The organism is Sulfitobacter sp. PR48 (genome assembly GCF_028807335.1).
GTDB lineage: Bacteria > Pseudomonadota > Alphaproteobacteria > Rhodobacterales > Rhodobacteraceae > Sulfitobacter.
Map to the genome: position 1 here is coordinate 165,051 of NZ_JARAMM010000008.1, position 25,933 is coordinate 190,983.

Genomic DNA, 25,933 nt, shown 5'->3' on the forward strand with positions numbered 1-25,933 from the left:
TCAGGCTGTTGTTGGTTCGGTCTGTCTTGCGCGCCATGCCAGCAGGATCGGCAGGGCACAAAGGGCGGCACCGACGATGAACGACAGGCTGTAGCCCCAGTCCAGCAGTTCGGTGTGCGGTGCGGCAATCAGGACACCGCCAAAGAACAGCAGGACCCGCAGCGGCAGCTCGAACCGCCCGCGCAACGGACCGATCAGGCTGATGTAGCCCTGGAGTGCCGAGGCGATCATCGCGACGCCGATCAGCGCACAGCTCAGCGCCACCGTGACCTCCCATGCCGGGGCCTGGCCGATCAGCGCAGGGTTCAGCACAAAGAAGAAGGGCGCGATATAGATCACCCCACCGAGGCGCATCGCCTCGAACCCGGTGGCGATGGGGTTGGACCCGGCCATGGTGGAGGCCGCGAAGGCGCCCAGCGCCACGGGCGGCGTGATATAGCTGACCATGCCCCAGTAGAGGATGAACAGGTGCACCGCGAGCTGGTTCAGCCCACCCGCCTCAAGCGCGGGGGCCAGCACCACGGCCAGAAAGATGTAGCAGGCGGTCACCGTCATCCCCATGCCGAAGATAAAGGCGGTCAGCGCCCCCATCAGCAACAGGACAAGCGTGTTGTCCCCGGCCAGGAAGACCAGTTCGTTCACCAGCGTGCCCGCCAGCCCGGTGGCGGAGAAAGAGCCGACAATCAGGCCGACACCCAGCAGGATGGCGGTCAGCTCTGCCAGCCCCATGCCGACGCCCACGATCATATTGCCCAGCCGCTGCCCGTTCAGGCGGAAGCGGGCGCGGAACTGGTTCACGATCAGCAACAGGACAGTGGCATAAAAGGGCGCGGAGGATTCCTTGCGCAGCCCGATCATCATGTAGAGCAGCAGCGCGAAGACAAAGATATAGGGCCAGCCCTCGATCATCACTTCCTTGAGCCGCGGCAGATCCGGCTTGGGCAGGCCACGCAGACCGCGCCGGGCCGAATAGGCGTCGATCTGGGCAAAAAGGCTCCAGTAATACAGGATGCTGGGAATGGCGGCGGCCAGCGCGATCTCCACATAGGGGCGCGACAGGAAGGACGCCATGACAAAGGCCGTGGCCCCCATGATCGGCGGCATCAGCACCCCGCCGGTGGAGGCGCAGGCCTCTGTCGCGGCGGCGGTCTTGGCGGAAAAGCCGGTCTTGCGCATCGCCGGGATCGACACGGCACCCGTGGTCAGCACGTTCGAGATGACAGAGCCCGACATGGACCCCATGAAGCCGCTGGCAAAGATCGAGACCTTGGCGGCACCGCCCCGGTAACCGCCGACCAGCCCAAGCGCCAGATCGTTGAAGAACTGCCCGCCGCCGGTGCGTTGCAGCACCGCCCCGAACAGGATGAAGCCGATGACCACGCCGCCGAAGGCCTTCATCGGAATGCCGAAAGAGCTTTCGGCGGAATAGATGTGATAGGGCACGGTCTGCATGAAGGTGCTCTGGAAGCCCGAGAACGGGTCCGGCACATGCCCGGCAAAGGTGGGGTAAAAGGCAAAGAGCGTCACGATCAGGAACAGGATCAACCCGCCCGCGCGGCGCGTCGCCTCAAGGATCAGAAAGAAGAAGACGACCGAGACATATTGCGCCGTCTCGGGTGCGGCATATTCCCAGCCCTGCGACAGGTTCGCCTGTGCGGTCTGGGTCAGATACCAGGTACAGGCAAGCGAGGCCGCGAAGAACGCCCAGTCCAGCAGCGAGGGCCTGCCGCCCTTGCCACCGCGCATCTGGAAAATCAGGAATGTCAGGGCCAGGAAGATCCCGCCCAAAAGATACAGATAGCGCCCCTCGATCAGCACCAGCCCGAAAAGCTGCGTGTTGAACAGCTGGTTGACCACCAGCACCAGCGACAAAAGCGTGCCGGTGATGACGACCCAGCGGGCGGGCCCGGTGATGCGCTCTGCCGGGGTCTCCCCGTCGATTGCGACTTCTTCGACCGCTTTTGTGGCGGTGTTCTTGTTCTGCTCGGTCATCGGCTGGCTCACGAATTGGGGGAGTGCGCAGGGCAAACCGGCCGGCGAAAACGCCGGCCGGTTCGGTTACATGTCGCGAGGATCAGAAGACGACTTCGAAACCGCCATCTGCCAGCGCCTTGCGGCGGGCTTCGGCCCAGGCTGCTTCCCAGTCAGAGGGGTTGGCGGCCTTGGTTTCTTCCCAGGCTTTTGCCAGGACAGCCTGACGGGCAATCAGCTTGTCGTTATGCGCCTGTGCCGCATCGGTCCAGACACCCGCTTCGGTGTAATAGCGGATTGCACCCTCGTGGTAGGGAACCACCCACTCCATGTCCTGCTTGTCCATGGCCCAGCCGCCGATGCCCGGTGCCTTGCCGTCATACTGCGGGAAGAGTTCGACCATCGCCTTGGTCATGTTATAGACGAGATCCGCATCGGTGGCTTCGATCGCCGTCAGAACCGGATAGGCATAGCCCGCCCCCTGATAGCCGTCGGTGCCGTCGATGGTGGCCCCGACCATGGCCTTGTTCGGCGTAAAGAAGGGCGCGATGGCCGTCATCCGGGCCAGACCTTCGGCATTGTCGGGGTCAATCGGCGGCCAGAACAGCCCGCGCGGCCCCGCTTCGGCCTCATAGGCCTTGCCGGAGTTGGTGGAGGCGAAGGCCGCATCGACCTGGTTTTCGATCAGCCCGGTCCAGCTGGCGCCGAAACCGCCGAAATCGACCCGCTCCACGTCATCCCATGTCAGACCGCCATAGGCGAGATAGGCTTCGGTGTTCACGTTCAGCGCGGGCGCGCCGACGATATAGGCCACGCGCTTGCCCTTGAGGTCGGAAAATTCCTTGATGCCAAGGTCGTTTGCCACGCCGACAGCGAGGTTGATCGCGCCGCCGTTGTTGGCCATCAGCACGCGAATGGGCTGCGGGCCCCAGTTCTCCGCACCGAAGTCAAACACGCCCTCCTGCGCCATGAAGCTGCCGCCAACGCCGGTGGCAGAGAATTCCACCCGGCCCTGCCGCAGCGGCTCTGTCCGCGACACGTCGTTCTTGCCCGGCAACACGCGCAGGTTCACCCCCGCCGCATCCTGAAGCGCTGCCCCGATGGCAACGGCCTGGTTGTAGCCGGCCGAACCGGTGTCATAGGCCGTCCAGCTCATTTGCTTGGGCAGATCAAAATCCTGCGCGGTCGCCATGGTGGCCGTCAGGCCCAGCGCCGCAATCGTCGTCTTGATGTAGTACATAGATTCCTCCCCGGAATGTCGTAACGCCCCCACAGCTGAAAGCGTTCTGAACTTGATTTGGTCTTGTCTCTCCCTCGTGCGAAATTCAATTCCGCCTTACGGAACAAGATATGAAGCATGGCTTTCGGGAGTCAACACCACATCGCAGCGTCCGGAGCACATCACAGGGCCCGGCGGACGCCTGTTTCTGTCGCACCTCGACCCGCCGCCGCCCCTGGCCTATGCAGGGCATGTCAACAGTTTTGAAGGGCCCGATATGACCGCAAGCCTGAAAGACCTGCCCCAGATCGAGGCACTGCTGTCGCAGCCGAACATTGCTGCGCTGTCGCAGGGCTTCAGCCGTGCCGAAACGCGCGCCGCGTTACGTAGCGTCATTGCCGATCTGCGGGCTGCCCTGCTGAGCACGGATCCGCCCGCCGCCCTGCCCGATTTTGCCGGGGCCGATTTTGCCGCCTCGGTGGCGCAGCGGATCACAGCAGCGCGCGCGCCATCGCTGCGCCCGGTGATCAATGCGACCGGGATCATCATCCACACCAACCTGGGCCGCGCCCGGCTGGCGCCACAGGCCATTGCGGCGCTGGCGGCGGCCGGGGCGGATGCGAGCAACCTTGAACTCGACCTCGAAACCGGCAAGCGCGGCTCGCGCCATGCCCATGTGGAGCGGCTGATCCGGGAGCTGACCGGCGCAGAGGCTGCCGTGGTGGTCAACAATTGCGCCGCCGCCGTCCTGCTGAGCCTGATGGCCAGCGCAGGCGGGCGCAATGTGGTGGCCTCGCGCGGGGAGCTGATCGAGATCGGGGGGTCCTTCCGACTGCCCGACGTGATCGCGCAAAGCGGTGCGCAGCTGCGCGAGGTCGGCACGACCAACAAGACGCGGGTGGCGGATTACGCCAATGCCATCGACGACAACACCGCCGTGCTGCTCAAGAGCCATACCAGCAATTTCAGGATCGTGGGCTTTACCGCAGCACCCGAAAGGCAGGCGCTTGCCCGACTGGCCAGGGAGCGCCGGGTGATCCTGATGGAAGACCTTGGCAGCGGCGTGCTGGTTGACCTCACCCCCTTCGGGCTGAGCGACGAGCCGGTGGTGGCCGATGTGCTGAAGGCCGGTGTCGATCTGGTCATGTTCTCGGGCGACAAGCTGCTGGGGGGGCCGCAGGCCGGTATCATTGCCGGGCGGCAGGACATCGTGGCAGAGCTGAAGGCGCATCCGCTGATGCGCGCGCTGCGCATCGACAAACTGTCGCTTGCGGCACTTGAGGCGACCCTGCGCCTTTACCGCGCGCCCCATGATCCATTGCGGGAGGTGCCGGTGCTGCGGATGCTGTCGGCGCCGCAGGAGACGGTCGCCGCCCGTGCCGCCGCCCTGGCGGAAAGGCTGGCCGCCGTCGGCATCACCGATACCGGGACAGAGGCCACCTCGGCCCGCGTCGGCGGCGGCACGCTGCCCGAGCAGGACCTGCCCAGCGTGGCCCTGTCCCTGCGTCTGGAGGGTTTCACCGCAGAGGCGCTGAGTGCTGCGCTGCGCCGGGGCAGGCCGCCGGTGATCGGACGGATCGCGCAGGACCGGCTTTTGCTGGACCTGCGCAGCGTTGAGGACGATGAACTGTCCCTGATCGCGGATGCCTTTGCCGCGATCCTGCGCTGATGGCGGGTTTCTGCCTTGTGGTGATCGGCCATGTGGACCATGGCAAGACCGCTCTGGTGCAGCGGCTGACCGGGATCGACACCGACCGGCTGGCCGAGGAGAAAGCCCGCGGCCTGTCCATCGTGGCGGGCTATGCCCATCGCACCTATGCCAGCGGCACGGTCGATTTTGTCGATGCGCCGGGCCACAGCGATTTCGTGCAGGCGATGATTTCGGCGGCAGCGGGCGCGCGGGCCGCCCTGGTGGTGATTTCCGCCGTCGACGGCATCGCGGCCCAGACCCGCGAACACCTTGAGATTGCGGGCCTGCTTGGCCTTGCCGATGCGGTCATCGCGGTGACCAAATGCGATCTGCTGCCCCCCGGCACATTGGACGCGAGACTGGACGCCATCCGCAACGGGCTTGCCGGGACCGCCTTTGCCGAGGCGCCGATGCTCCCCTGTTCCTCGGTGACCGGCGTCGGGGTGGAGGCGCTGCAGGGGGCGATCGAAGCCCTGGCGCGGCGGGTGCCCACCGGGCCCCTGCCGGCCCATCCCTATCTGCCGGTTGACCGCGCCTTTTCCCTGCCCGGCCGCGGCACCGTCGTCACGGGAACGCTGCTGGGCGGCGCATTGACACCCGGGGCGGCCTTGCTGCTGCAACCGGGTGCCCTGCCGGTGACCATCCGGGGGCTGCACAGCCGGGACCAGGCGCAGGAGGAAATCACGGCGGGCGGGCGCACGGCGGCAAACCTGCGCGGGGTTGCGGTTGAGGATGTGCCGCGCGGTGCGGTCCTCTGCGATGCGGCGGCGGGTCCTGCATCGACCTGCATGGATGTGCAGCTGACACTGCTGGAAGCGGCAGGGCTGAAACATATGCAGGAGGTGCGGGTGCATGTCGGCACCGCCCACGCCGTGGCGCAGATCCGGCTTTTTGGTGCGGGCCGGCTGGCGGCGGGCGCGCAGGGCTTTGCCCAGTTGCGGTTCCGGCATCCGGTCATGGCCCGTGCCGGGCAACATGCCATCCTGCGCCGCCTGTCCCCGCCCCTGACCCTGGGGGGCGCGGTTGTGCTGGACCCGCAGGCGGCCCCGGCGCGGGCCGGAGACGGGGCGCGTCAGCAGGTGCTCCGCGCCGCCCTGGCGGGTGATGTGACGGAGCTCGCCCTTGCCCTGATTGCCGCCCATGGCGGTGCCGCAGACCTGCAGGAGGTGGCAAGGCTCGCGCGGAAAGATGCCGCGAACCTGCGCGCGGCGCTTGGCCCCGGGGTGGTTGAGTTTGCCCAGGGCAGGATCACCTCAGCCGATGCCATCGCCGATTGCCGCAGGGCGATGCTGGACGCCATTGCCGCGCATCACGCCCGCCATCCGGCAAGACCGGCTGTGCCGCTGTCAGCGCTCAACCCCCGCACCCGCGCGCCTGACCTGTTGCGCCATGTCCGGCAGGGGCTGATCGGTGATGGCACCTGCCGCCAGTCGGATCGCGGCCTGGCCCTGGCGCAGCACGATCCGATGGCAGCGCTGACGCCTGCGCAGCTGGACCGGCTGGCCGGGATCGGGCAGGCCTTCCGCAGTGGTGGGCTGACGCCGCCCGCCTTGTCGCAGGTTCTGAGCGGATCGGAGGATCAGGATCTGCTGGATTTGCTGGTTGCGCGCGATGAGCTGGCCGCCCTGCCCAATGTGGCACTGAAACAGACCGTGGTGTTGCACGGCGAGACCCTGCGCGCGGCGGCAATGGCCCTGCGCACGGCCTTCCCGCCGCCTGCCCCCTTCACCACCGGCGAAGCCCGCGCGGCACTTGCGACAACCCGGCGTATCATCGTGCCCCTGCTGGAGCATTTCGATACCCTCGGCGTCACCATCCGCGCGGATGACCGGCGCCGGATGGCGGAAGATCTTGCCCGGTTGCGCGACCTCGGCCCTGGCGCGGGTTGAGGGGATGGCGCACCGGGGGTTTCACACCCCCGGACCCCCGTGGTATATTTGGGGAACAATGAAACTGGCGCTCAGGGTCAGGGCCATACGGAGGTGACAGGAGTCTGGTGGCTTCCCTGGTCTTCAAAACCATGGACGCGTCGCAACGGCGTGTGGTGGGTTCGATTCCCATCCACCTCCGCCACTGGACATCGCCGCAGGATAGGCCACATTGAGCCCCGACCAGAGGGAGGGGCCGGGATGCCGAACGAGACAGCAGAGTTTTCACCACCCGGCTTTTCGCTGGCGGACCTGGCGGGGGATAGCCACAGCTTTCCGACCGGGCGCCGCGCCCTTGTCTGTTTCGTCAAGGAAGACTGCGAAACCTGCAATACGGCAGGCCCGGTGCTGGAGGCCTTTTACCGCGCCCATGGGTCGGCCCTGGATGTCCTGCTGGTGTCCCAGTCGGGCGATGACAGCACGGTTTTCGCCCGGCGCCATGGGCTGAGCATGCCGGTCCTGGATGACCGCGCCTGCAAGACGGCCTTTGACTGGGACATCGAAAGCGTCCCTTCGGTATTCCTTTGCGATGCCGGGGGCAGCAGCACGACCCGTTTCGAAGGGTTCGTGCGCAGCGACTGGGAGGCGCTGGGCGCCGAACTGGCGGCACGGACCGGCACGCCGGTCGCTGAGGTCGACTGGCAGGGCCTGCCCGCCTGGCGGCCCGGATGCGGGTCCAAACACCTGGACCCCGAGATGTTCGACAAGCTGCGCGCCGAGGCGGAGGGCAGCCCCATCCGTGCGCGGCGCATCGAGATTGCCAGCGGCGATGATGTGGCGGAGTTCATGTTCGACCAGGGGTTCTCTGACGGGTTGCCGCTGGTGCCGCCCACGCCCGAAAGGGTGATGCGGATGCTGGCAGGCACCCACCGCGACGCGCAGGAGGTGGTGGCCATCGTGCCGCCCAACATGGGCGAGGCCACGGTGGAGAAGATCGCGATCAACGCGGTGATGGCCGGGTGCAAACCGGAGTATCTGCCCGTGGTCATCGCGGGGGTCGAGGCGGTCTGCACCGATGCCTTCAACATCCACGGTGTCACCGCGACCACGATGGGTGCGGCCCCGGTGATGGTCGTCAACGGCCCGATCCGGGACAGGATCGGCATGAACATGAAGCTGGGCGCGCTGGGGGCGGGCAACCGCGCCAATGCCACCATCGGACGCGCGCTGCGGCTGGTGGTGCGCAATGTCGGGGGTGCCTCGACCGGCGGCGTCGAACGCTCCACCCTGGGCAATCCGATGAAATTCACCATGTGTTTCGCGGAATGGGAAGAACGCGCGCCCTGGGAGCCGCTGCATGTGGAACGCGGGTTCGACCGGGAGGATTCGGTGGTGACCGTCTTTGCCATGACCGGCGGGCCGGTTCATATCGTGGACCAGACCTCGCGCAGCCCGGAGCAGATCGCGGGGTCGCTGGGCATGGGGCTGGAGGGGGTATTCCTGCCCAAGATGCACAATCTGCCCATCGATGCGCTGCTGGTGATCTGCCCGGAACATATCGACACGCTGATGCGGGACGGCGCATGGGATAAGGGCCGCCTGCGCGACCGGATACAACAGGTCACGTCGCGGCCCCTGCGGGAGATGCTGGCCGATGACCGCTCCGGTGCCGGTATCCTGCCCGCTGCGGCCGCCGGGATGACGCCGGAGATGCTTGACAGCCCGGCCCCGAAATTTGCCGGTAAAGAGTACATCCATATCGTGGTGGCCGGATCGGATGCGGGCAAATTCTCTTCCGCGTTCCACGGCTGGGCCACGGGGGAGGTCGGCTCCATCTCGGTTTCCAGAAAGATTGATCTGGGTTAGGCTACGGACAGAGGAGAACGCCTATGACGACAATTCTCGACCCCACGGACGAACGCACCCCGGTAGAGCGGCAGGTGGCGGAACGTCCGGGCAGCCTGTCGGGGGTGATCGGCCTGCTGGACATCAGCAAGCCGCGCGGCAACGTGTTTCTGGATGCGCTCGAAGGTCTGCTGGCGGAAAAGGCCCCGGGCATCACCACGCGGCGCTATACCAAGCCCACCTTTGCCAAACCCTGCCCCGATGCGCTGCGCCATGAGATCCGCGACGAATGCGACTTTCTGATCGAGGCTCTGGCCGACTGAGGTTCCTGTACGACGTGCAGTATGCACGACAACGTCTGGTTTGAAATCCAGGGAATCCCGGCAGTCGCCGTCGCATCGAGCGAATTCGGACAGGCCGCAGAATCGCAGCGCCGCGCGTTGGGCATGAATGACGCGCGTTACGTGCTGGTGCCGCATCCGATCCAGGATGCGAATGACGATGAAATGCGCGCCAAGGCGGCAGCGGCGGCGGATCAGATCATCGCCGCGCTCACCGCTGGCTGAAACGCGTCGCGCAGCCTTTCCTTTCGGAAGGGCTGTGCGACGGTTCATTGAGGCGACATAGAAGACAGGGCCTTTGAGCGCGGTGCGGCACCGGCCCGAAAGGGCGCTGCGCGACATGAGGCGCGGGCCGGGCGGGAACCTGCGAGTTCGGTTCCGCGGCAGCGCGCCGTTACAGCTTCATCCCGCCCATTTCCGCAACACCGGTAAAGCTGCGGTTCCATGTGGGGCTGATCAGCACCTCGTTGATGCAGACATGGGGCGGGGCTTCGGCGATGTAGCGGACCATCGCGCCAATGTCCCCGGCCTGAAGCATCCGCGCCATGTCCTTCTCTGACGGCGGTTTGGGACGTTGCTGCATGATCGGTGTCGCCACCTCTCCGGGCATCAGGGCGGTGCAGCGGATGCCGTTCACGCCCTCGTCCTGGTTGATCGAATGGCTCAGCGCCACAACCGCGTGTTTTGACGCGGTATAGGCAGGCCCCGTCAGGCGCGACGGGTGCCGACCCGCCCAGGAGGAGGTCAGGATCAGCGTGCCCGCCCCCCGGGCACGCATCTGCGGCAGGACGGCGAGGACACCGTTCATCACGCCATTCAGGTTGATGTCCACCACCCTGGCGAAATCGGCAGCGGTGATGGCGTTCACCGCGCGGTTGGGCACGTTGATGCCTGCATTGGCCATGAAGATGTCGATCCGCCCGCGCCGGGCCATCACATCATCGCAGATCTTTTGCGTTGCATCGGCGTCAACCACGTCCAGGCTCTGCGCCTCCGCCGCGCCGCCCGCCTGGGTGATCGCCGCCGCGACGCGGTCAAGCTCTGCCTGCCGCCGCCCGGAGAGCACGACATGGGCACCGCTGGCCGCCAAAGCCCTGGCCGCCGCCTCCCCGATGCCGCCACCGGCACCTGTGACCCAGGCGGTCTTTCCTGTCAGTGTCCCCATGGTTTCCTCCCGCATGCGATGTTCGGGCCAAGACAGCCACAGAAGTCCGCCCATGTCCATTGCGCTGGCAGGACCCGCATGCTGTTCTGGACCGAGCCAACGGGAGGATGAGATGGATGTGAAGCTGACCAGGGTTTGCGAGGGGCTCGACTTTCCCGAAGGGCCGATCGCCATGGATGACGGATCAATTATCCTGGTGGAGATACGCGGCCAGCGCCTGACCCGTGTTCTGCCGGATGGGCGCAAGGTGGTCATTGCCGAACTGGGTGGTGGCCCCAATGGTGCGGCGGTGGGGCCGGACGGGATGATCTATGTCTGCAACAATGGCGGTTTCATCTGGACCGAGGGTGATGAGATCACCCGCCCCATCGGCACGCCGGATGCCTATGTCAGCGGCTCGATCCAGCGGGTCGACCCGGCGACCGGCACGTTCGAGACACTGTATGACGCCTGTGACGGCCAGCCCCTGCGCGGCCCCAATGACATCGTCTTTGACAGGGAGGGCGGTTTCTATTTCACCGATCTGGGCAAAACCACACCGGAATATGTGCATCACGGGGCCTTTTACTACGCCCTGCCGGATGGCAGCCGGATCAAGCGGGTCCACGCACCGATGATCACGCCCAACGGCATTGGGCTCTCGCCGGATGACAAGACCGTGCATGTGGCCGAAACCCGCACCGGACGGGTCTGGAGCTATGATCTGCTGGCACCCGGCAAGATCGCGCCGCATCCCTACACCATGCCGGGCAGGTTGCTCACCACCCTGCCCGATTACCAGTTGCTGGACAGTCTTGCGGTGCAGGCAAACGGGGCGATATGTGTCGCCACCCTGATGCGCGGGGGCATCAGCATCGTGCCGGTGGACGGCGGGCCGGTGCGCTATGTTGCCGGACCGGGTGATCCCTATGTCACCAATATCTGCTTTGGCGGGCCCGACATGTGCGATGCATGGATCACGGCGTCAGGCACCGGCTGCCTTTACCACGCGCGCTGGCCCGAACCGGGCCTGCGGCTGAACTTCAACGCCTAGGGTCGGGTGCCTTTGGTCACGTGGCGACACGCAACCGGAGTTTTCAAAAACTCCGGACCGTTTTCTTCAAAGAAAACGAACACTCCCACGCGTCCGGCTGTGGTCACCCGCCGGAGTTTTCAAAAACTCCGGACCGATTTTTTCAAAAAAATCGCTGCCCAGACGCCAAAGGCTGCGCCGAGACCCGGGCAGGCGCATATCATCCACGGGCGTTTCGACAATGTCCGGCCGGACCGCAGAGCAGCCCGTTTTCCTTTGACCTCTCTTCCGGCCACGGGCACAAGGCTGCATGGCAAAACCAAGCAAGACCTTCTCCTGCACGGCCTGCGGCGCGACCTACAACAAATGGTCGGGGCGCTGCGATGGCTGCGGCGACTGGAATACCATTCAGGAGGACCGCGGCATTTCCGCAGGCCCGCCCAGCAAATCGCTGGGTGCGCGGCGCGGGTCCGCGATGACGCTGACCGATCTGAGCACCGAAGAGGCCCCGCCGCCGCGCAGTGAGAGCATGATCACCGAGCTTGACCGGGTGCTGGGGGGCGGCCTGGTGGCGGCTTCGGCCATTCTGGTGGGCGGCGATCCGGGCATCGGCAAATCGACGCTGCTGTTGCAGGCGGCGGCGCAATTCGCGCGCAACGGGCTGAAAACCATCTACGTCAGCGGTGAAGAGGCCAGCGCTCAGGTCCGCATGCGCGCCCAGCGGCTGGGCCTGTCGGATGCCCCGGTGAAGCTGGCGGCAGAGACCAACCTGCGCGACATCCTGACCACGCTGGATCAGGAACGCCCGCAGCTGGCGATCATTGATTCCATTCAGACCATGTGGGCCGACAACGTCGAAAGCGCCCCCGGGTCGGTCAGCCAGGTGCGCGCCGCCTCGCATGAGCTGACGGCTTTTGCCAAGCGGACCGGCACCTCCGTCATTCTGGTGGGCCATGTCACCAAGGATGGCCAGATCGCAGGGCCACGCGTGGTCGAACATATGGTCGACACAGTGCTTTATTTCGAGGGCGAGCGCGGCCATCAGTTCCGCATCCTGCGTAGCGTAAAGAACCGCTTTGGGCCGGCGGATGAGATCGGTGTGTTCGAAATGACCGGCCAGGGGCTGGCCGAGGTCACCAACCCCTCTGCCCTGTTCCTGTCCGAACGCGGCGAACCTTCTGCCGGATCGGTCGTCTTTGCGGGCATCGAAGGCACGCGGCCCGTGCTGGTCGAGTTCCAGGCACTGGTCGCCCCCTCGCCCCACAGCCAGGCCCGCCGCACGGTGGTGGGCTGGGATTCGGGGCGGCTGGCGATGATTCTCGCCGTGCTTGAGGCGCGCTGCGGCATCCCCTTTGCCGGGCTTGACGTCTATTTGAACGTCGCGGGCGGCATGAAAGTGACCGAGCCTGCCGCCGATCTCGCGGTTGCCGCCGCCCTGCTGAGTGCGCGCGAAGACGTCGCCCTGCCTGCAGAAACCGTGGTTTTCGGCGAAATAAGCCTCTCTGGTGCGCTGCGGCCCGCCAGCCAGACTGAAAACAGGTTGAAAGAAGCGCAAAAACTTGGTTTTACCTCCGCAATCGCGCCCGCAGGGGGCAAGGCGGTGGGGACAACGGGCATCACGATCAATCAACTGAGCGATCTGACCGGTTTTGTCGGTGAAATTTTCGGCGCTGGCTAGCGCCCTGGAACGAAGGCAGGCAGCAGATGGACGGGTTTACCATTATTGATGGCGTGGTCGCGCTGGTCATCGTGCTTTCCGCGCTTCTGGCCTATGGCCGCGGGCTGGTGCGCGAGCTGATGGCGATCGTCGGCTGGATTGCCGCCGCCGTGCTGGCCTATCTCTTTGCCCCGCAGGTCGAACCGCTGGTGCGCGAACTGCCTGTGGTGGGCGAATTCCTGGCCGACAGCTGCGAATTGTCCATCATCGGGGCCTTTGCCATCGTCTTTGCCGTGGCGCTGATCGTGGTTTCGCTGTTCACGCCGCTGTTTTCCTCGCTGGTGCAGCGCTCGGTCCTGGGCGGCCTGGACCAGGGTCTTGGCTTTGTCTTTGGGGTCGCGCGGGGCATCATCCTGGTGGCAATTGCCTTTTTCGTCTATCAGACGGTCATCCCGGACCAGCAGTTCACCATGGTCGATGAAAGCCGGTCGGCCACCGTTTTCGCGCGGTTCACAGGGCAGATCGAACAACAGAACCCCGAGGATGCGCTGGGCTGGATCACCACGCGCTACGAGGAACTGGTCGGCAGCTGCGGCGCCTGATCCCTGCCGGGACTTAACATTCTGTTATCCAAGTAACTGTAGGTTGCCCCCGTAAGGGAGCAGCCACATGTCCGATGCGGAGCAATTCACCTATCTGGATCATATCGCCACCCCCGTCTTTGTGCTGGAGGTGGCTGCAGGCGGCCTGCCTGTCTATTGCGCCTTCAACGCCTGCGCCCGTGCGATCAGCGGGCGGCCGCTTTCGGATTACCTGGGGCGCACGGCCGCAGAAGTCTATGACACCGCATACGGGCGCAGCGCATTGTCGCGCCATTGCCAGGTTGCCCGCAGCGGCAAACCCCTGACCTACGAATTGCAATTGCCGCTGGCCGGGGCGGTCCGCCAGGTGCGCACCACGCTCTCGCCGGAAACGGATGCGGAAGGCCGGGTTTTCAGGCTTTACGGCACATCACTTGACATCACGGAGGAATGCCGTGCGCGGGAGGCAAGGCTGTCCTTTCATACCGCCGCATCCGAGATGGAACAATTCGTGGCGATGGCAGCCCATGATCTGCGCGCGCCGATGCGCAATGTGACCATGCTGGCCGAGGTGCTCAAGGACGGTTTCGTCGACCATGGCGATGGCAAGCTGGACATGATCAACATGATGGACGGCATTGCCGACAAGACCATGAAGCTGATCGATGACATCCTGATGCACACCCATCTGATCGAGGCGCAGGAGGCCGAAACGCTTTTCGACCTCACCGAACTGACCCGGCTGATCTGCGATATTCTGGATCCCGAAGAGCGGCACCGCGTCAATGTCACCCCCGCAATGCTGCTGACCGACAAGACGGTGATGCAGATCGCCCTGCGCAATCTGATCGAGAATGCGGTGAAACATGCGGGCAGATTGCAGATGCTGATGGATCTGACGGTCGAGCAATTGCCCGACGACAAGATCGCCGTGACGCTGGAGGACAATGGCAAGGGGTTCAGCGCGGCCGCGCTGGAACTGATGAACGGTGGCGGTTTCCGGGTCGACAGCGGGTATGGGCTGTTCGGGGTCAGGCGCATGATCCGGGTCCGTGGCGGCACGATCACCGCTGGCAATTCCCCCACGACAGGCGGTGCGACAATCCGGTTCACCCTGCCGGGACAGATCGCGGCCATGGGGGCGCAGGCGATCCCCCCGCAACTGCCCCCGCATCCATCGCCGCAACAGCAGCCGGTCTAGTGTGGAACGTCGCGCATCTTTCGCTCAATGGGGCCTGAACCTAGCATTTCTGCCCCAAACGGTGCGTTGGGCGCGGTGTGGGGCAAGGGCCGCTATGCGGACAAAGCGGGCGTTCCCCGGGGGAGCCCCAAAGTCCGATATAAGAAAAACTGACAAATTAAAGTGAGGGGTCCGAACCCCTACTGCCAAGTTCCAGCCACTGGCGCTCATCCACGCTAAGCAAGTCAGCCATCCGAGCATCGTATGCCGCTAGGTCGGCATCTGATAGCACACCCACCCACTTGCTCGAAGTCCCACTGTCAAAGAAGTCAGAGTCATTGCGCCAGAAGCCTTCGCGTGCCGACACTGCAAAACGCTCGGCATTGCGTTTCATATTCGAGAAACGTGCTGCGTCCACCAGTGCTTCCATGACAGGCGCCGGATGGGAGATGCCTATATGATCCGAGATCCTGACGAAGGCCGCGTCCAGATCGGACGTCATATCTGCGTAATGCAGGCACAGAATATTCTCGCGATCTGCCAAGGCCCGTGCGCTGCGGTAGTGGTCGATAATGGACGAAAGGCTTGCACCATCCCGGTGACTACCTTCGAGGAAGATTCGAAATCCCTCATGAATATCAGGTGGGTAGATGTCCTGCAGAACGACCTTTGTCATGTTTTCGACATGACGCCTGAACGACAGATGCACATCTATGGGATGGCGATAGACGGCGATGTAACGCAAGTCAGGCCATATCGGGATGCCGTCAAAGGGCGTGTGCGTTTTTGCCTGCCGCCTGCCAGTTTGAGCATTGAGCGATGCAATGATCTTGTCCTGTCCGGGGGTGGCAATGTCTATCCACGGCGCATCTCGCGAAATTGCGGCATCCACCGCAGGATTGCCGGATATGAGCAGTGAAAGAATTCCCTGCGTCCAGGTGGTTCCCGATTTTGGCGGCGTCGATACGACAATATCCCCCACGCGGGGATTGAAATCGTACCATCGGTCAGGATCGGCAATCTTGCCGCCGTAACGGCGACTGGGTGTCTCTGGGGTTCCTATCATATTCAAAGAATAGTGTTTCACCGTGACGGACGGAAGACCGTTTCACGACTGTGTACAGCGGACCTCGGTGCGCTGCGCAGCATCATGCAACAAGGGCTCGTTCCGGTCCTTCGCTGCGACCTGCGCGCAGATCCGGTTTCCAATTTTCGGTCAGCTTATGACGTGAAGGCCAAAGCCCTCTAACGTTCATCACCAGGACAGCCATATCGCCAAAATCAAGCACCTGGGTCACAAACCTGACGATCAGGTCGTTTTCGCGTGATGTTCAACTTCAAGGCCCAATGGGGCCTGAGCCTGAACCGCTTTGCCGCCAAATATATCCGATCCACGTCACATGATCGAAACAAACCGCATGCTACTGCGGGCTGCGGGGTGACACTGCGCCCCAAGAGCCCTACATAGGCGGCACATCCACCCGGATTCGGAGCTGCCCCCCGTGACCAATCCCACCACCAAAATCATGCCACCTGCCCATCCTTTCGACACGTCGTACCTTCGCGATGGCGATGACGAAGACAAACTGAAGGAGGAATGCGGCATCTTCGGCGTGGTCGGCGTGGCTGACGCCTCCAATTTCGTCGCTCTGGGGCTGCATGCCCTGCAACACCGCGGCCAGGAAGCAGGCGGTATCGTCTCCTACCAGCCGGAAGCCGGGTTTCAATCGGCGCGGCGGTTTGGCTATGTGCGCGACAATTTCACCAGCCAGGCCGTGATGGAAACCCTGCCGGGCGAACTGGCCATCGGCCATGTGCGCTATTCGACCACCGGATCGAAAGGGCAGACCGCGATTCGCGACGTGCAGCCCTTCTTTGGCGAATTTGCCATGGGCGGGGCGGCGATTGCCCACAACGGCAACATCACGAATGCCAATGCCCTGCGCCGCGAGCTGATCGAGCGCGGCTCGATCTTTCAGTCCTCCTCTGACAGCGAATGCATCATCCACCTGATGGCGCGGTCCCTGCAGCGCAACATCCCCGAACGGATGGAAGATGCCCTGCGCCGGGTCGAAGGTGCGTTTTCCATCGTGGCCATGACCCGGACCAAGCTGATCGGCGTGCGCGACCCGCTGGGGGTGCGCCCGCTGGTGCTGGGCCGCGTCGGCGACGGCTGGGCGCTCAGCTCGGAAACCTGTGCGCTGGACATCATCGGCGCGGATTTCGTGCGCGAGATCGAGCCCGGCGAGATGGTCGTGATCACCGCCAATGGCGTGGAAAGCCATTTCCCCTTCCGCCGCCAGCCCTCCCGCTTCTGCATCTTCGAACATGTCTATTTCAGCCGCCCCGACAGCATCCTGGGCGGCCGCAGCGTCTATGAAACCCGCGAGGCGATCGGCCGCGAACTGGCCAAGGAAAGCCCGGTGGAGGCCGATCTGGTCTGCCCGGTGCCCGACAGTGGCACACCCGCCGCCATCGGCTACAGCCTCGAATCCGGCATTCCCTATGCCATGGGGATCATCCGCAACCAGTACATGGGCCGCACCTTCATCGAACCGACAGAGCAGATCCGCAACATGGGCGTGCGTCTGAAGCTGAACGTGAACCGCGCCCTGATCAAGGGCAAGCGCGTGATCCTGGTGGATGACAGCGTGGTGCGCGGCACCACCAGCCGCAAGATCAAGGAGATGATCCTGGATGCCGGCGCTGCGGAGGTGCATTTCCGCATCGCCAGCCCGCCCACGGCCTGGCCCTGTTTCTATGGCGTCGACACGCCGCAGCGTGAAAAACTGCTGGCCGCGACCATGTCCGAAGACGAGATGTGCGAACATCTGGCGGTGGATTCCCTGCGCTTCATCTCGCTTGACGGTCTGTACCGGGCCGTGGGCGAGGCTGAGGGGCGCAATGCCAAATGCCCGCAGTATTGCGATGCCTGTTTTTCAGGGGAATACCCGGTGACCCCGGCGGACAAGGTCAAGGAAGGTTTCAAGATGAAGACGGCGGCGGAATAACCTGCTGCCGTTTTCTGTCATGAGGTCCTGCCATGATGGCGGGATGGACCACGCCCCTGCCCCGCTTTTGCATCTGATGACCTCCTGGTCGGAACCCGCGCGCGATGCGCTTTGGGCCTGCCGGAGCCTGTTTCATGACACGGCAGAGCAGGCGGAAATCGGGCCGCTGGACGAAAGCCTGAAATGGGGCCAGCCCGCATGGCGGCCCCGCGCGCCCCGCACCGGCAGCACCCTGCGCATGGGCTGGTCAGCAGGGCAGCCGCAGCAGCTGATGCTCTTTGTCGATTGCAAGACCGATCTGGCCGCCAGGATGCGCGACATCTACCCCGATGTCGGGGAAAACGACGGGCGGCGGCGGATTGCCCTGGATCTGGAGGGCCCGCTGCCCGAACAGGCCATCGCCCATCTGGCGCAAATGACCTTCTGCTACCATCTGTCGCGCCGTCTCACCCGCACCGTCGGCTGAAGCCCGCGCAGCGCTCGGCAGGGCTTGGCTGATCGGACCGCGGCCCCTTCTCCTTGTCCTGCTGCCTTGTTAGCTGACCGTTCACCTACGAATCGGCAACACGCGCAAGGCGCGAAGAGGCGTTAAATGAGCGACACGGAACCGCAACAACCCACCCCCCGCAATGTGGCCGACCTGGCCACCTCGGCGGCCCGTCTGGACCGTACAGCCCTGATCGGCATTTTCGGCAGCGAGGCCGCACCCGGTGCGCTGGTCCGCACGCGCAATGGCCGGATCGCCCGTGTGGGCATCGGCGACAAGGTCGCAGGCGGCACTGTTGCCGCGATCGGAGGGGACCAGCTGGTGCTGAACGTGGGCGGCCGGGCGAAGGCCCTCAAACTGCCCAGTGGCTAGGCCCTGGCAACTATTGACGGCGCGACCGTGGCAAGGCACATGGCCAACATGACAAAAACCGCATTGATCACCGGCGCATCGCGCGGCCTGGGTGCCGCGCTGGCAGAGGCGCTTTGCCCCACCCATCACATCATCGCCGTGGGCCGTACCACCGGCGCGCTGGAAGAACTGGATGACCGCATTCAGGCCCGGGGCGGCGCTGCGACCCTGGCCCCGATGGACATCACCACGGCCGAGGCCATGGCGGTGCTCTGCCGGGGCATTCACGACCGCTGGGGCAAGCTGGACCTGTGGCTGCACTGCGCCATCCACGCCGCCCCCCTTGCCCCCGCCGATCACGTCGATGCAAAGGACATGGAGAAATCCCTTGTCTGCAATGTCACCGCCACCGCCCGGCTGATCACCTTTGTCGCCCCCCTGCTGGGAACATCCGGTCAGGCGGTGTTTTTCGACGATCCGCGCGCGGGCGAAAAGTTCTTTGGTGCCTATGGCGCCTCCAAGGCGGCGCAGATCGCGCTGGCCCGGTCCTGGGCAGCGGAAACGGAAAAGAACGGGCCAAAGGTGCATATCCTGACCCCGGAACCGATGCCCACCGCCACCCGCGCAAGGTTCTTTCCGGGCGAGGACCGCCGCAAGCTGGCCGATCCGCAGGCCCAGGCCGCTGCGGTAATCGCGCAACTCTAGGCACCCATCCTTTTTCAATCGGCCTGACCCGTCCTTGCCGCCCGCGCGGCCCTCGCCTATCAAGGGCAAAAGGGCTTTCCATGCGCATTCTCATTACAAACGACGACGGCATCGCCGCACCCGGCCTCAAGGTGCTGGCCCGTATCGCCGCAGAACTGGCCGGAGCAGACGGCGAAGTCTGGACCGTGGCACCGGCATTCGAGCAATCAGGCGTCGGCCATTGCATCAACTACGTCAAACCCACGATGATCAGCGAACTGGGCCCGCGCCGCTATGCCGCCGAAGGCTCGCCCGCCGATTGCGTGTTGATCGGCGTTCATGACGTGATGAAGACCGCCCTGCCCGACCTGGTGCTGTCGGGCGTGAACCGGGGCAACAACTCGGCCGAAAACACGCTTTATTCCGGCACCATCGGCGGTGCGATGGAAGCGGCATTGCAGGGCTTTCCCGCCATTGCGCTGTCGCAGTACTTTGGCCCTGCGAACCGTGATCTGGACGACCCTTTCGAGGCGGCAGCGGCCCATGGCGCAGAGGTGATCCGGCGCATTCTTGCGGTCAGCCCGGAGGATCAGGGCGATTACCGGCTGTTCCACAATGTGAATTTCCCGCCGGTTCCGGCCAGTGCTGTCAAGGGGACGCGTCTGGCCCCGCAGGGCCGCCGCCCCGGCGTGGTCTTTGCGACCGAACCGCATCTGGCCCCCTCGGGCCGCCGGTTTTCCTGGATCAAGGGGGGCAACCAGCAGGTCATGACCGCCCCCGGTTCCGATGCGGCGGTGAACCTTGAGGGATATGTATCGGTCACGCCGATGCGGGCCGACCTGACGGCGCATGACATGATGGACAGATTCGCGGGCATCAACACGTGAACGATGAGGAACTGACAGAAGCCGAACGCAAGATGCAGTTCCTCTATGCCCTCCGCTCCAAGGGGGTGACGGACACCCGCGTGCTGAACGCGATGGAAACCGTCGATCGCGGACCCTTCATCAAGGGGCTGTTTGCGCAACGCGCCTATGAGGACATGCCGCTGCCCATCGCCTGCGGCCAGACCATCAGCCAGCCCTCCGTGGTGGGGCTGATGACCCAGGCGCTTGAGGTCTCGCCCCGCGACAAGGTGCTGGAGATCGGCACCGGATCGGGCTACCAGGCGGCAATCCTGAGCAAGCTGGCGCGCCGGGTCTATACCATCGACCGGCACCGCCGGCTGGTCCATGAGGCGCGGGTGATCTTTGAGCAGATGGACCTCAACAACATCACCGCGATCACGGCGGACGGCAGCTTCGGGCTGACCGAACAGGCCCCCTTTGACCGCATCATCGTGACCGCCGCCGCCGAAGACCCGCCCAGCCCGCTGCTGGCGCAGCTCAAGGTCGGGGGCATCATGGTGCTGCCGGTGGGCCAGTCGGACACCGTTCAGCACCTGATCCGTGTGCGGAAAACCGCTCAGGGCCTTGAATATGACGAAATGAGGGCTGTTCGCTTCGTTCCGTTGCTCGAAGGGTTGGGCAAGGACACATAATTGCGCTATAAGTGCGGCAAATCCCCGGGATTACACGGGGGAGGATACATGAGGACATGCAGATGCGTCATTCATTCATGCGCCGCCCCGTGCGGCTGAGCTTTCTGGCCGGGTCCAGCGCCCTGTTGCTGAGCGCCTGTGCGGACCAGCCACTGGACTTTGACCTGCGCGGGAATCTGGGCAGTTTCACCACGGCACAGGCCGCGACAGCCCCCCTTGCGGACCGGCCCAGCCCGGACAGCCGCGGTGTGATTTCATATCCGAATTACCAGGTCGCGGTGGCCCGGCGTGGCGACACACTGGCCGATGTGGCCGCGCGCGTGGGGGCCAGCACCTCGCAACTGGCCAGCTACAATGGCATCGACCCCACAGTGCGCCTGCGCAAGGACGAGATCATCGCCCTGCCCAACCGCGTTGCAGAACCATCCGCGGCAACCGGTGCCGCGTCGGGGCGGCCGGTCGATATCTCTTCGCTGGCAGGCGGCGCGATTGACCGCGCCCCTTCGGCACCCGGCGTCCAGACCGCGACGCTTGCACCGGCCTCCCCCGCTCCGGCGGCCACCGTGCAATCCGCCCGGGAACCGATCCGCCACCGCGTTGAACGGGGCGAGACGGCCTATACCGTGGCACGGCTCTATTCCGTTCCGGTCAAGGCGCTGGCAGAATGGAACGGGCTGGGTCCGGATTTCGCGGTGCGCGAAGGTCAGTTCCTGCTGATCCCCGTCCCGCAACAGAATCCGCCAAAACGCAGCACCGCCGGTACTGCAACCCCAGCAGCCGTTCCGGCGCCCGAGACCACCACATTGCCCGGTCAGGGCAGCCCGACACCGACGCCGCCATCCGCCAAGACGGCCCTGCCCGAAGATGACACCGCCAAGCCGCTGCCGCCTGCCGCCACACCGCAAAAGCCGGTCGCGGATGTTGGCAAGACAACCGCCAGCACTTCCAGGGCCAAGATGGCGACGCCGGTTCAGGGCAGCATCATCCGCGGCTATGCCAAGGGCAAGAATGAAGGCATCAACATCAAGGCCGCAGCGGGTGCGCCGGTCATGGCCGCCGATTCAGGCACCGTGGCCGCCATCACCAAAAGCGCCGAAGGCGTGCCGATTGTCGTGGTCCGCCACGAGGGCAACCTGTTGACGGTCTATGCCAATGTGGCCGGCGTCAGCGTCGCAAAGGGCGACAATGTGGCGCGTGGCCAGCAGATCGCCAAGCTGCGCGGCGGTGATGATGCCTATGTTCATTTCGAAGTTCGCAAGGGTTTTGAGAGTGTTGACCCGGCCCCCTACCTGAACTGACCGGCCTGCCGCGCGCCTTTCGGCGCGCGGAAAAATACCTCTGAAATGTCCCGTATTTGCCTTAAATGCCCGGCTTCTGCCGCAAGGCTGCCGCGTTGCGGTATTAGAAACAATCCAACGCAAATTGTTGCGATTGGATATTCCGATGCCCGTCCACTACGGCTACACGAACACGATCTACGGCACCCAGAGCACGATCAACGGCTCCGCGCATAACTATGCCTTTGCGCCGCCCGCAGGCTCTACCTGGCGCTACACCGGGCCGGACACATATTTCGTGGTCGACGAGAACACCGGCGCAACCCAGTTCAACGGCGACCCCACGAACGAGGTTGTTTCCCCTCAGGAGCGGATCGGCGGATTTGGCCAGCAGACCACAGATGTCGGCGGCACACCCCGGCAGGTGATCTACGATTATACCTTTACGGTCACCGATGGCACGACAACCTGGCGCGTGGCGGTTATTGATGTCGACCTGAACAACGACAACGACCTGGACGATGCAAACGAGGATGGTTTTTACCTGGTCTTTCCCGATGGGATGCCGCCGCCAGATACCAACCTCAGGGCCAGCGGGATCACCGACAACAGCGACTTGATCCCCCATAGCAGCCTCGGTGCCAGTGTGGTGTGCTTTGCCAGCGGCACCCTGATCGAAACGGCAGACGGCCCCGTCGCGGTCGAAGCGCTTTGCCCCGGCCAGCTTGCCCTGACCCGTGACGCCGGGCTGCAACCCATCGCCTGGATCGGTTCGATCACCATTTCGGCGCAGGGGGAACTTGCCCCCATCGTGATCAGCAAAGGCACATTGGGCAACAATCGCGATCTGGTTGTTTCGCCGCAACATGGGATCCTGTTGCAGGACTGGCGTGCCGAACTTCTGTTCGGTCAGGAGGAAGTGCTGGTACGGGCCAAGCACCTGATCGGCCATGACGGCGTTTACCGGCGTCCGGGCGGGATCGTGACCTATCACCACATTCTGTTCGAGGCGCATCACCTGCTGCACTCCGAAGGGCTCTGGACCGAAAGCCTGTATCCCGGCGACATGACCCTTCAGTCTGTCAACGACGCTGCCGGAGAGGAGATCAGAAAGCTGTTTCCTGACCTCGCGGCCTATGGTCCCAAGGCCGCCCCCTGCCTGCGCGCCTATGAGGCCGGACTCCTGGCAGCCTGAAGTCAGGCGACCTGCACGCCCTTGCGGCCTGCAAGGTCGGTGAAATACTGCCAGGCCACCCGGCCCGATCGCGACCCGCGCGTGGCCTGCCATTCGACAGCCTCGGCGCGCAGGGTCTCGTCGTCGATCTCGACCCCATAGGCATCGCAATAGCCCCGGATCATCGCCAGGTATTGATCCTGATCGCAGGCGTGAAACCCCAGCCAGAGGCCAAAACGGTCTGACAGGGAAACCTTTTCCTCGACCGCCTCCGCCGGGTTGATGGCGCTGCCGCGTTCGTTTTCGATCATGTCGCGCGGCATCAGGTGGCGGCGGTTGGACGTGGCATAAAGCACCACATTGTCGGGCCGCCCTTCGATGCCGCCATCCAGCACCGCCTTGAGCGACTTGTAATGGGCATCGTCATGGCCAAAGCTGAGGTCGTCGCAGAACAGGATGAACCGTTGCGACGCGCCGCGCAGCAGGTTCAGCAGACGCCCCACCGAGGGCAGATCCTCGCGTTGCAACTCGACCATGCGCAACGCCTCATGTGATGCATGAACATCGGCGTGTATCGCCTTTACAAGGCTCGATTTTCCCATGCCCCGCGCACCCCAGAGCAGGGCGTTGTTGGCAGGCAGGCCGGCCGCGAACTGGCGGGTGTTCGCCAGCAGGGTATCGCGCGACCGGTCCACGCCGATCAGCAGGTTCAAGGGCACGCGGGACACATCCTCCACCGGTTCCAGCCGGTCAGGCCCGGTGTGCCAGACAAAGGCCGCAGCCGCGTCGAAATCGGGTGTCGGCAGGGGCGCCGGCGCCATGCGTTCCAGCGCCGCCGCGATACGGTCAAGCGGGTCGTCTATCACTTCAGATCGCCCTCATCGTCTTCGGGATCCTGGTCAAATTCCCTGACCAGCGGATCTTCATCGGCTTCGTCGTCGTAATAGCCATCCGCGCGCAATTGTGCCTCGCGCTTGGCCTCTACCCGGCTGACAAGGAAGATCGACACTTCATAAAGCCCATAGACCACGACAAAGAGGATCAGCTGCGTCACCACATCCGGTGGCGTCACCAGAGCCGCCAGCAGCAGGATGCCCACAACCGCGTATTTGCGCACGTTGCGCAGCCCCTCGGTGCTGACCAGCCCGGCCTTGCCCATCAGGGTCAGCAGGACGGGAAGCTGAAAGCACAAGCCAAAGGCCACGATCATTTTCAGCGTGATATCAAGGCTTTCGTTGACCTTGCCGTTAAAGACGATGTCGATGCCCGACTTGCGCGCATCGCCGTCGACCACCATGGCGGTCAGATAGGAAGCAGCATCAGAGAAGCCCAGGAAGAACTGCATCGCCAGCGGCACCACCACGTAATGCGCAAAGGCCGCCCCCAGCAGGAACAGCGCGGGCGAAGCAATGAGGAACGGCAGGAAGGCGTTCTTTTCGTTCTTGTAGAGGCCCGGCGCCACGAAACGCCACAATTGGGTGGCGATCACCGGAAAGCTGATTGCAAGCCCGCCCACCATCGAAATGCGGATCAGGGTAAAGAAATACTCCTGCGGGGCGGTGTATTGCATCACCGGGTTCGGATTGCCCAGGTTGCGCATCGTGTGCTCGATCGGCACCAGCAGGAAATCGAGGATCGTGCTGCCGAAGGAAAAGCAGATGATCATGCCCACGATAAAGGCCAGCACGGACCGGATCAGCCGGGTCCGCAGCTCTGCCAGATGTTCGATCAGCGGCGCTGCGCTGTCGTCGATATCGTCGGTGGCGCTCATGGCTTACTCTTTTTTGGCCGCAGTTGCGGCGGGCTTGGCCGCCGGTTTCTTCGCGGCGGGCTTCCTGGCGGCGGGTTTCGCGGCAGGTTTGGCTGCCGTTTTTGTCGCGGCCGGCTTTTTGGCGGGTGTTTTCCGGGCCGGGGCCTTTTTCGCAGGTGCCTTCTGTGCGGCCGGCTTGGCGGCTTCCGCCCTGGGGGCGGCCGGGGCGGTCTCGGCTTCCAGCGCATCGGCGCGGGCCAGGGCCTCTGTCGCCTCGCGCTGCTTGCGTTCGGCGGCGGCGCGGGCGGTCTTGGCCTGAATTTTCTTCACATCCTCGGCCCGTTGCGCGGCCAGCTTGCCGGTTTCGCTGTCGGGGTCGATGTCAGCGAGCGATTTGCTCGCCGATTTGACGCCATCCATCGCCGCCCCCAGCGGGTTTGTCGCCGCCTTGAGAGAGGTGTTCAGGTTCGACGAGATTTCGCGCATGCCGCTGCTGTCGGCCGCGTCGTTCATCGCTGTGGTGAATTCGCGCGCCATGCCCTTGGCCTTGCCCACGAACTGCCCCACCTTGCGGAACAACACCGGCAGGTCCTTGGGGCCCACGACGATCAGCGCCACGATGCCCACGACCAACAGCTCGGTCCAGCTCATATCGAACATGGGTGATTACACCTTGTTCTTTTTCGCGCCCTTGTCGGCAACCTTGTCCGTCTTGGGATGCGTGCCGGTGTCGCTGTGGCTGGGCAGGTCCGCGCCATCCAGGTCTTCGACCTGCGTCATCTCGGTCTCGCCTTCGCTGACGCCTTTCTTGAAGCTGGTGATGCCCTTGCCGACTTCACCCATCAGGCTGGAGATCTTGCCGCGCCCGAAAAGCACCAGCACAACCACCGCAATCAGCAAAAGGCCCGGCAGGCCAATATTGTTCAACATCTCGATTCTCCCATCTAAACCGTGGTGCCCCGGAAAGGGGCCATTTGTTCCTGTCTACCGCCCGGCGCAGGCGCCATGAAGGGTGAAAGCGGTACACGGATGCCGCCGGACCCGCAGAATTGCTCTTTTTCACAGGTGCGGCACCTCAACTGACAGGTTTATGTCAGTTGGACCCTGTCATAGGCAAGCTGTCAATCACC

24 protein-coding genes and 1 tRNA gene are annotated in these 25,933 nt (G+C 64.2%); 17 read left to right on the top strand and 8 right to left on the bottom strand.

The window, feature by feature from the left end; all coding sequences use genetic code 11:
* Positions 1-1,992 (bottom strand): TRAP transporter permease, encoded by a 1,992-nt coding sequence (locus tag PVW51_RS12595; protein ID WP_274575348.1) that lies wholly within the window; start codon positions 1,990-1,992, stop codon positions 1-3.
* Positions 1,993-2,074: 82 nt separating this feature from the next.
* On the bottom strand, positions 2,075-3,211 hold the full coding sequence (locus PVW51_RS12600; protein ID WP_274575350.1) for a TAXI family TRAP transporter solute-binding subunit: 1,137 nt from the start codon (positions 3,209-3,211) through the stop codon (positions 2,075-2,077).
* Positions 3,212-3,467: 256 nt separating this feature from the next.
* Here PVW51_RS12600 and selA point away from each other — a divergent pair, with 256 nt between their 5' ends.
* The 5 genes from selA (at position 3,468) to PVW51_RS12625 (ending at position 9,159) form a co-directional block, all read left to right on the top strand.
* On the top strand, positions 3,468-4,859 hold the full coding sequence (selA, locus tag PVW51_RS12605) for an L-seryl-tRNA(Sec) selenium transferase (RefSeq protein WP_274575353.1): 1,392 nt from the start codon (positions 3,468-3,470) through the stop codon (positions 4,857-4,859).
* Entirely contained in the window at positions 4,859-6,769 is a 1,911-nt protein-coding gene (gene selB / locus PVW51_RS12610) for a selenocysteine-specific translation elongation factor (RefSeq protein WP_274575354.1), read from the top strand. The genes selA and selB overlap by 1 nt, the downstream gene beginning before the upstream one ends.
* Before the next feature lie 89 nt (positions 6,770-6,858).
* Positions 6,859-6,953: transfer RNA gene (locus PVW51_RS12615), tRNA-Sec, on the top strand.
* 56 nt (positions 6,954-7,009) lie between these two features.
* Positions 7,010-8,614, top strand: a complete 1,605-nt coding sequence (locus PVW51_RS12620; protein WP_274575355.1) for a TlpA family protein disulfide reductase — start codon at positions 7,010-7,012, stop codon at positions 8,612-8,614.
* Positions 8,615-8,637: 23 nt separating this feature from the next.
* The gene (locus PVW51_RS12625) at positions 8,638-9,159 is read left to right on the top strand and encodes a UGSC family (seleno)protein (RefSeq protein WP_274575357.1); all 522 of its coding nucleotides are present in this window, start codon (positions 8,638-8,640) and stop codon (positions 9,157-9,159) included.
* 169 nt (positions 9,160-9,328) lie between these two features.
* On the opposite strand, the gene PVW51_RS12630 is transcribed toward PVW51_RS12625, so the two are convergent.
* On the bottom strand, positions 9,329-10,099 hold the full coding sequence (locus PVW51_RS12630) for an SDR family oxidoreductase (protein ID WP_274575358.1): 771 nt from the start codon (positions 10,097-10,099) through the stop codon (positions 9,329-9,331).
* A gap of 112 nt (positions 10,100-10,211) precedes the next feature.
* On the opposite strand from PVW51_RS12630, the gene PVW51_RS12635 reads away from it, so the two are divergent.
* The 4 genes from PVW51_RS12635 to PVW51_RS12650 all read left to right on the top strand — a co-directional run bounded on the left by PVW51_RS12635 (position 10,212) and on the right by PVW51_RS12650 (position 14,550).
* Positions 10,212-11,132 carry an SMP-30/gluconolactonase/LRE family protein gene (locus PVW51_RS12635; protein WP_274575359.1) on the top strand — a complete coding sequence of 307 codons (921 nt, stop codon included), beginning with the start codon at positions 10,212-10,214 and terminating at the stop codon, positions 11,130-11,132.
* 289 nt (positions 11,133-11,421) lie between these two features.
* On the top strand, positions 11,422-12,789 hold the full coding sequence (gene radA / locus PVW51_RS12640) for a DNA repair protein RadA (protein WP_274575361.1): 1,368 nt from the start codon (positions 11,422-11,424) through the stop codon (positions 12,787-12,789).
* Between the two features lie 26 nt (positions 12,790-12,815).
* Positions 12,816-13,370 (top strand): CvpA family protein, encoded by a 555-nt coding sequence (locus PVW51_RS12645; RefSeq protein WP_274575362.1) that lies wholly within the window; start codon positions 12,816-12,818, stop codon positions 13,368-13,370.
* Between the two features lie 67 nt (positions 13,371-13,437).
* Positions 13,438-14,550: a sensor histidine kinase gene (locus PVW51_RS12650; RefSeq protein WP_274575363.1), complete on the top strand. Its 1,113-nt coding sequence runs from the start codon at positions 13,438-13,440 to the stop codon at positions 14,548-14,550.
* A 157-nt stretch (positions 14,551-14,707) separates the two neighbouring features.
* On the opposite strand, the gene PVW51_RS12655 is transcribed toward PVW51_RS12650, so the two are convergent.
* Entirely contained in the window at positions 14,708-15,616 is a 909-nt protein-coding gene (locus PVW51_RS12655) for a sulfotransferase domain-containing protein (RefSeq protein ID WP_274575364.1), read from the bottom strand.
* A gap of 439 nt (positions 15,617-16,055) precedes the next feature.
* Between PVW51_RS12655 and purF the strand changes: the two genes are divergently transcribed.
* From purF to PVW51_RS12695, 8 genes are all read left to right on the top strand, one after another.
* On the top strand, positions 16,056-17,540 hold the full coding sequence (gene purF / locus PVW51_RS12660; RefSeq protein ID WP_269364481.1) for an amidophosphoribosyltransferase: 1,485 nt from the start codon (positions 16,056-16,058) through the stop codon (positions 17,538-17,540).
* Positions 17,541-17,583: 43 nt separating this feature from the next.
* Positions 17,584-18,006: a hypothetical protein gene (locus PVW51_RS12665; protein WP_274575366.1), complete on the top strand. Its 423-nt coding sequence runs from the start codon at positions 17,584-17,586 to the stop codon at positions 18,004-18,006.
* A gap of 126 nt (positions 18,007-18,132) precedes the next feature.
* Positions 18,133-18,399 (top strand): pilus assembly protein PilZ, encoded by a 267-nt coding sequence (locus PVW51_RS12670; RefSeq protein WP_274575367.1) that lies wholly within the window; start codon positions 18,133-18,135, stop codon positions 18,397-18,399.
* Between the two features lie 48 nt (positions 18,400-18,447).
* Positions 18,448-19,083 (top strand): SDR family NAD(P)-dependent oxidoreductase, encoded by a 636-nt coding sequence (locus tag PVW51_RS12675; RefSeq protein ID WP_274575456.1) that lies wholly within the window; start codon positions 18,448-18,450, stop codon positions 19,081-19,083.
* 80 nt (positions 19,084-19,163) lie between these two features.
* Positions 19,164-19,949, top strand: coding sequence for a 5'/3'-nucleotidase SurE (gene surE, locus PVW51_RS12680; RefSeq protein WP_269366979.1), 786 nt, complete (start codon positions 19,164-19,166; stop codon positions 19,947-19,949).
* Positions 19,946-20,602: a protein-L-isoaspartate(D-aspartate) O-methyltransferase gene (locus tag PVW51_RS12685; RefSeq protein ID WP_114273348.1), complete on the top strand. Its 657-nt coding sequence runs from the start codon at positions 19,946-19,948 to the stop codon at positions 20,600-20,602. The genes surE and PVW51_RS12685 overlap by 4 nt, the downstream gene beginning before the upstream one ends.
* Positions 20,603-20,664: 62 nt before the next feature.
* The gene (locus PVW51_RS12690) at positions 20,665-21,900 is read left to right on the top strand and encodes a LysM peptidoglycan-binding domain-containing M23 family metallopeptidase (protein ID WP_274575369.1); all 1,236 of its coding nucleotides are present in this window, start codon (positions 20,665-20,667) and stop codon (positions 21,898-21,900) included.
* Between the two features lie 145 nt (positions 21,901-22,045).
* Positions 22,046-23,074, top strand: coding sequence for a Hint domain-containing protein (locus PVW51_RS12695; protein ID WP_274575370.1), 1,029 nt, complete (start codon positions 22,046-22,048; stop codon positions 23,072-23,074).
* Positions 23,075-23,076: 2 nt separating this feature from the next.
* Here the strand turns inward: PVW51_RS12695 and PVW51_RS12700 are convergent, their stop codons facing one another.
* The 4 genes from PVW51_RS12700 to tatA are packed head-to-tail and all read right to left on the bottom strand — an operon-like array spanning position 23,077 to position 25,733.
* On the bottom strand, positions 23,077-23,919 hold the full coding sequence (locus tag PVW51_RS12700) for an ATP-binding protein (protein ID WP_274575372.1): 843 nt from the start codon (positions 23,917-23,919) through the stop codon (positions 23,077-23,079).
* Entirely contained in the window at positions 23,916-24,824 is a 909-nt protein-coding gene (tatC, locus tag PVW51_RS12705; protein WP_274575373.1) for a twin-arginine translocase subunit TatC, read from the bottom strand. The genes PVW51_RS12700 and tatC overlap by 4 nt, the downstream gene beginning before the upstream one ends.
* A 3-nt stretch (positions 24,825-24,827) precedes the next feature.
* On the bottom strand, positions 24,828-25,463 hold the full coding sequence (tatB, locus tag PVW51_RS12710; RefSeq protein WP_274575375.1) for a Sec-independent protein translocase protein TatB: 636 nt from the start codon (positions 25,461-25,463) through the stop codon (positions 24,828-24,830).
* 6 nt (positions 25,464-25,469) lie between these two features.
* A complete protein-coding gene (gene tatA / locus PVW51_RS12715) occupies positions 25,470-25,733 on the bottom strand; it encodes a twin-arginine translocase TatA/TatE family subunit (RefSeq protein WP_269366993.1) in 264 nt (87 codons plus the stop codon).
* Positions 25,734-25,933 lie beyond the last annotated feature (200 nt).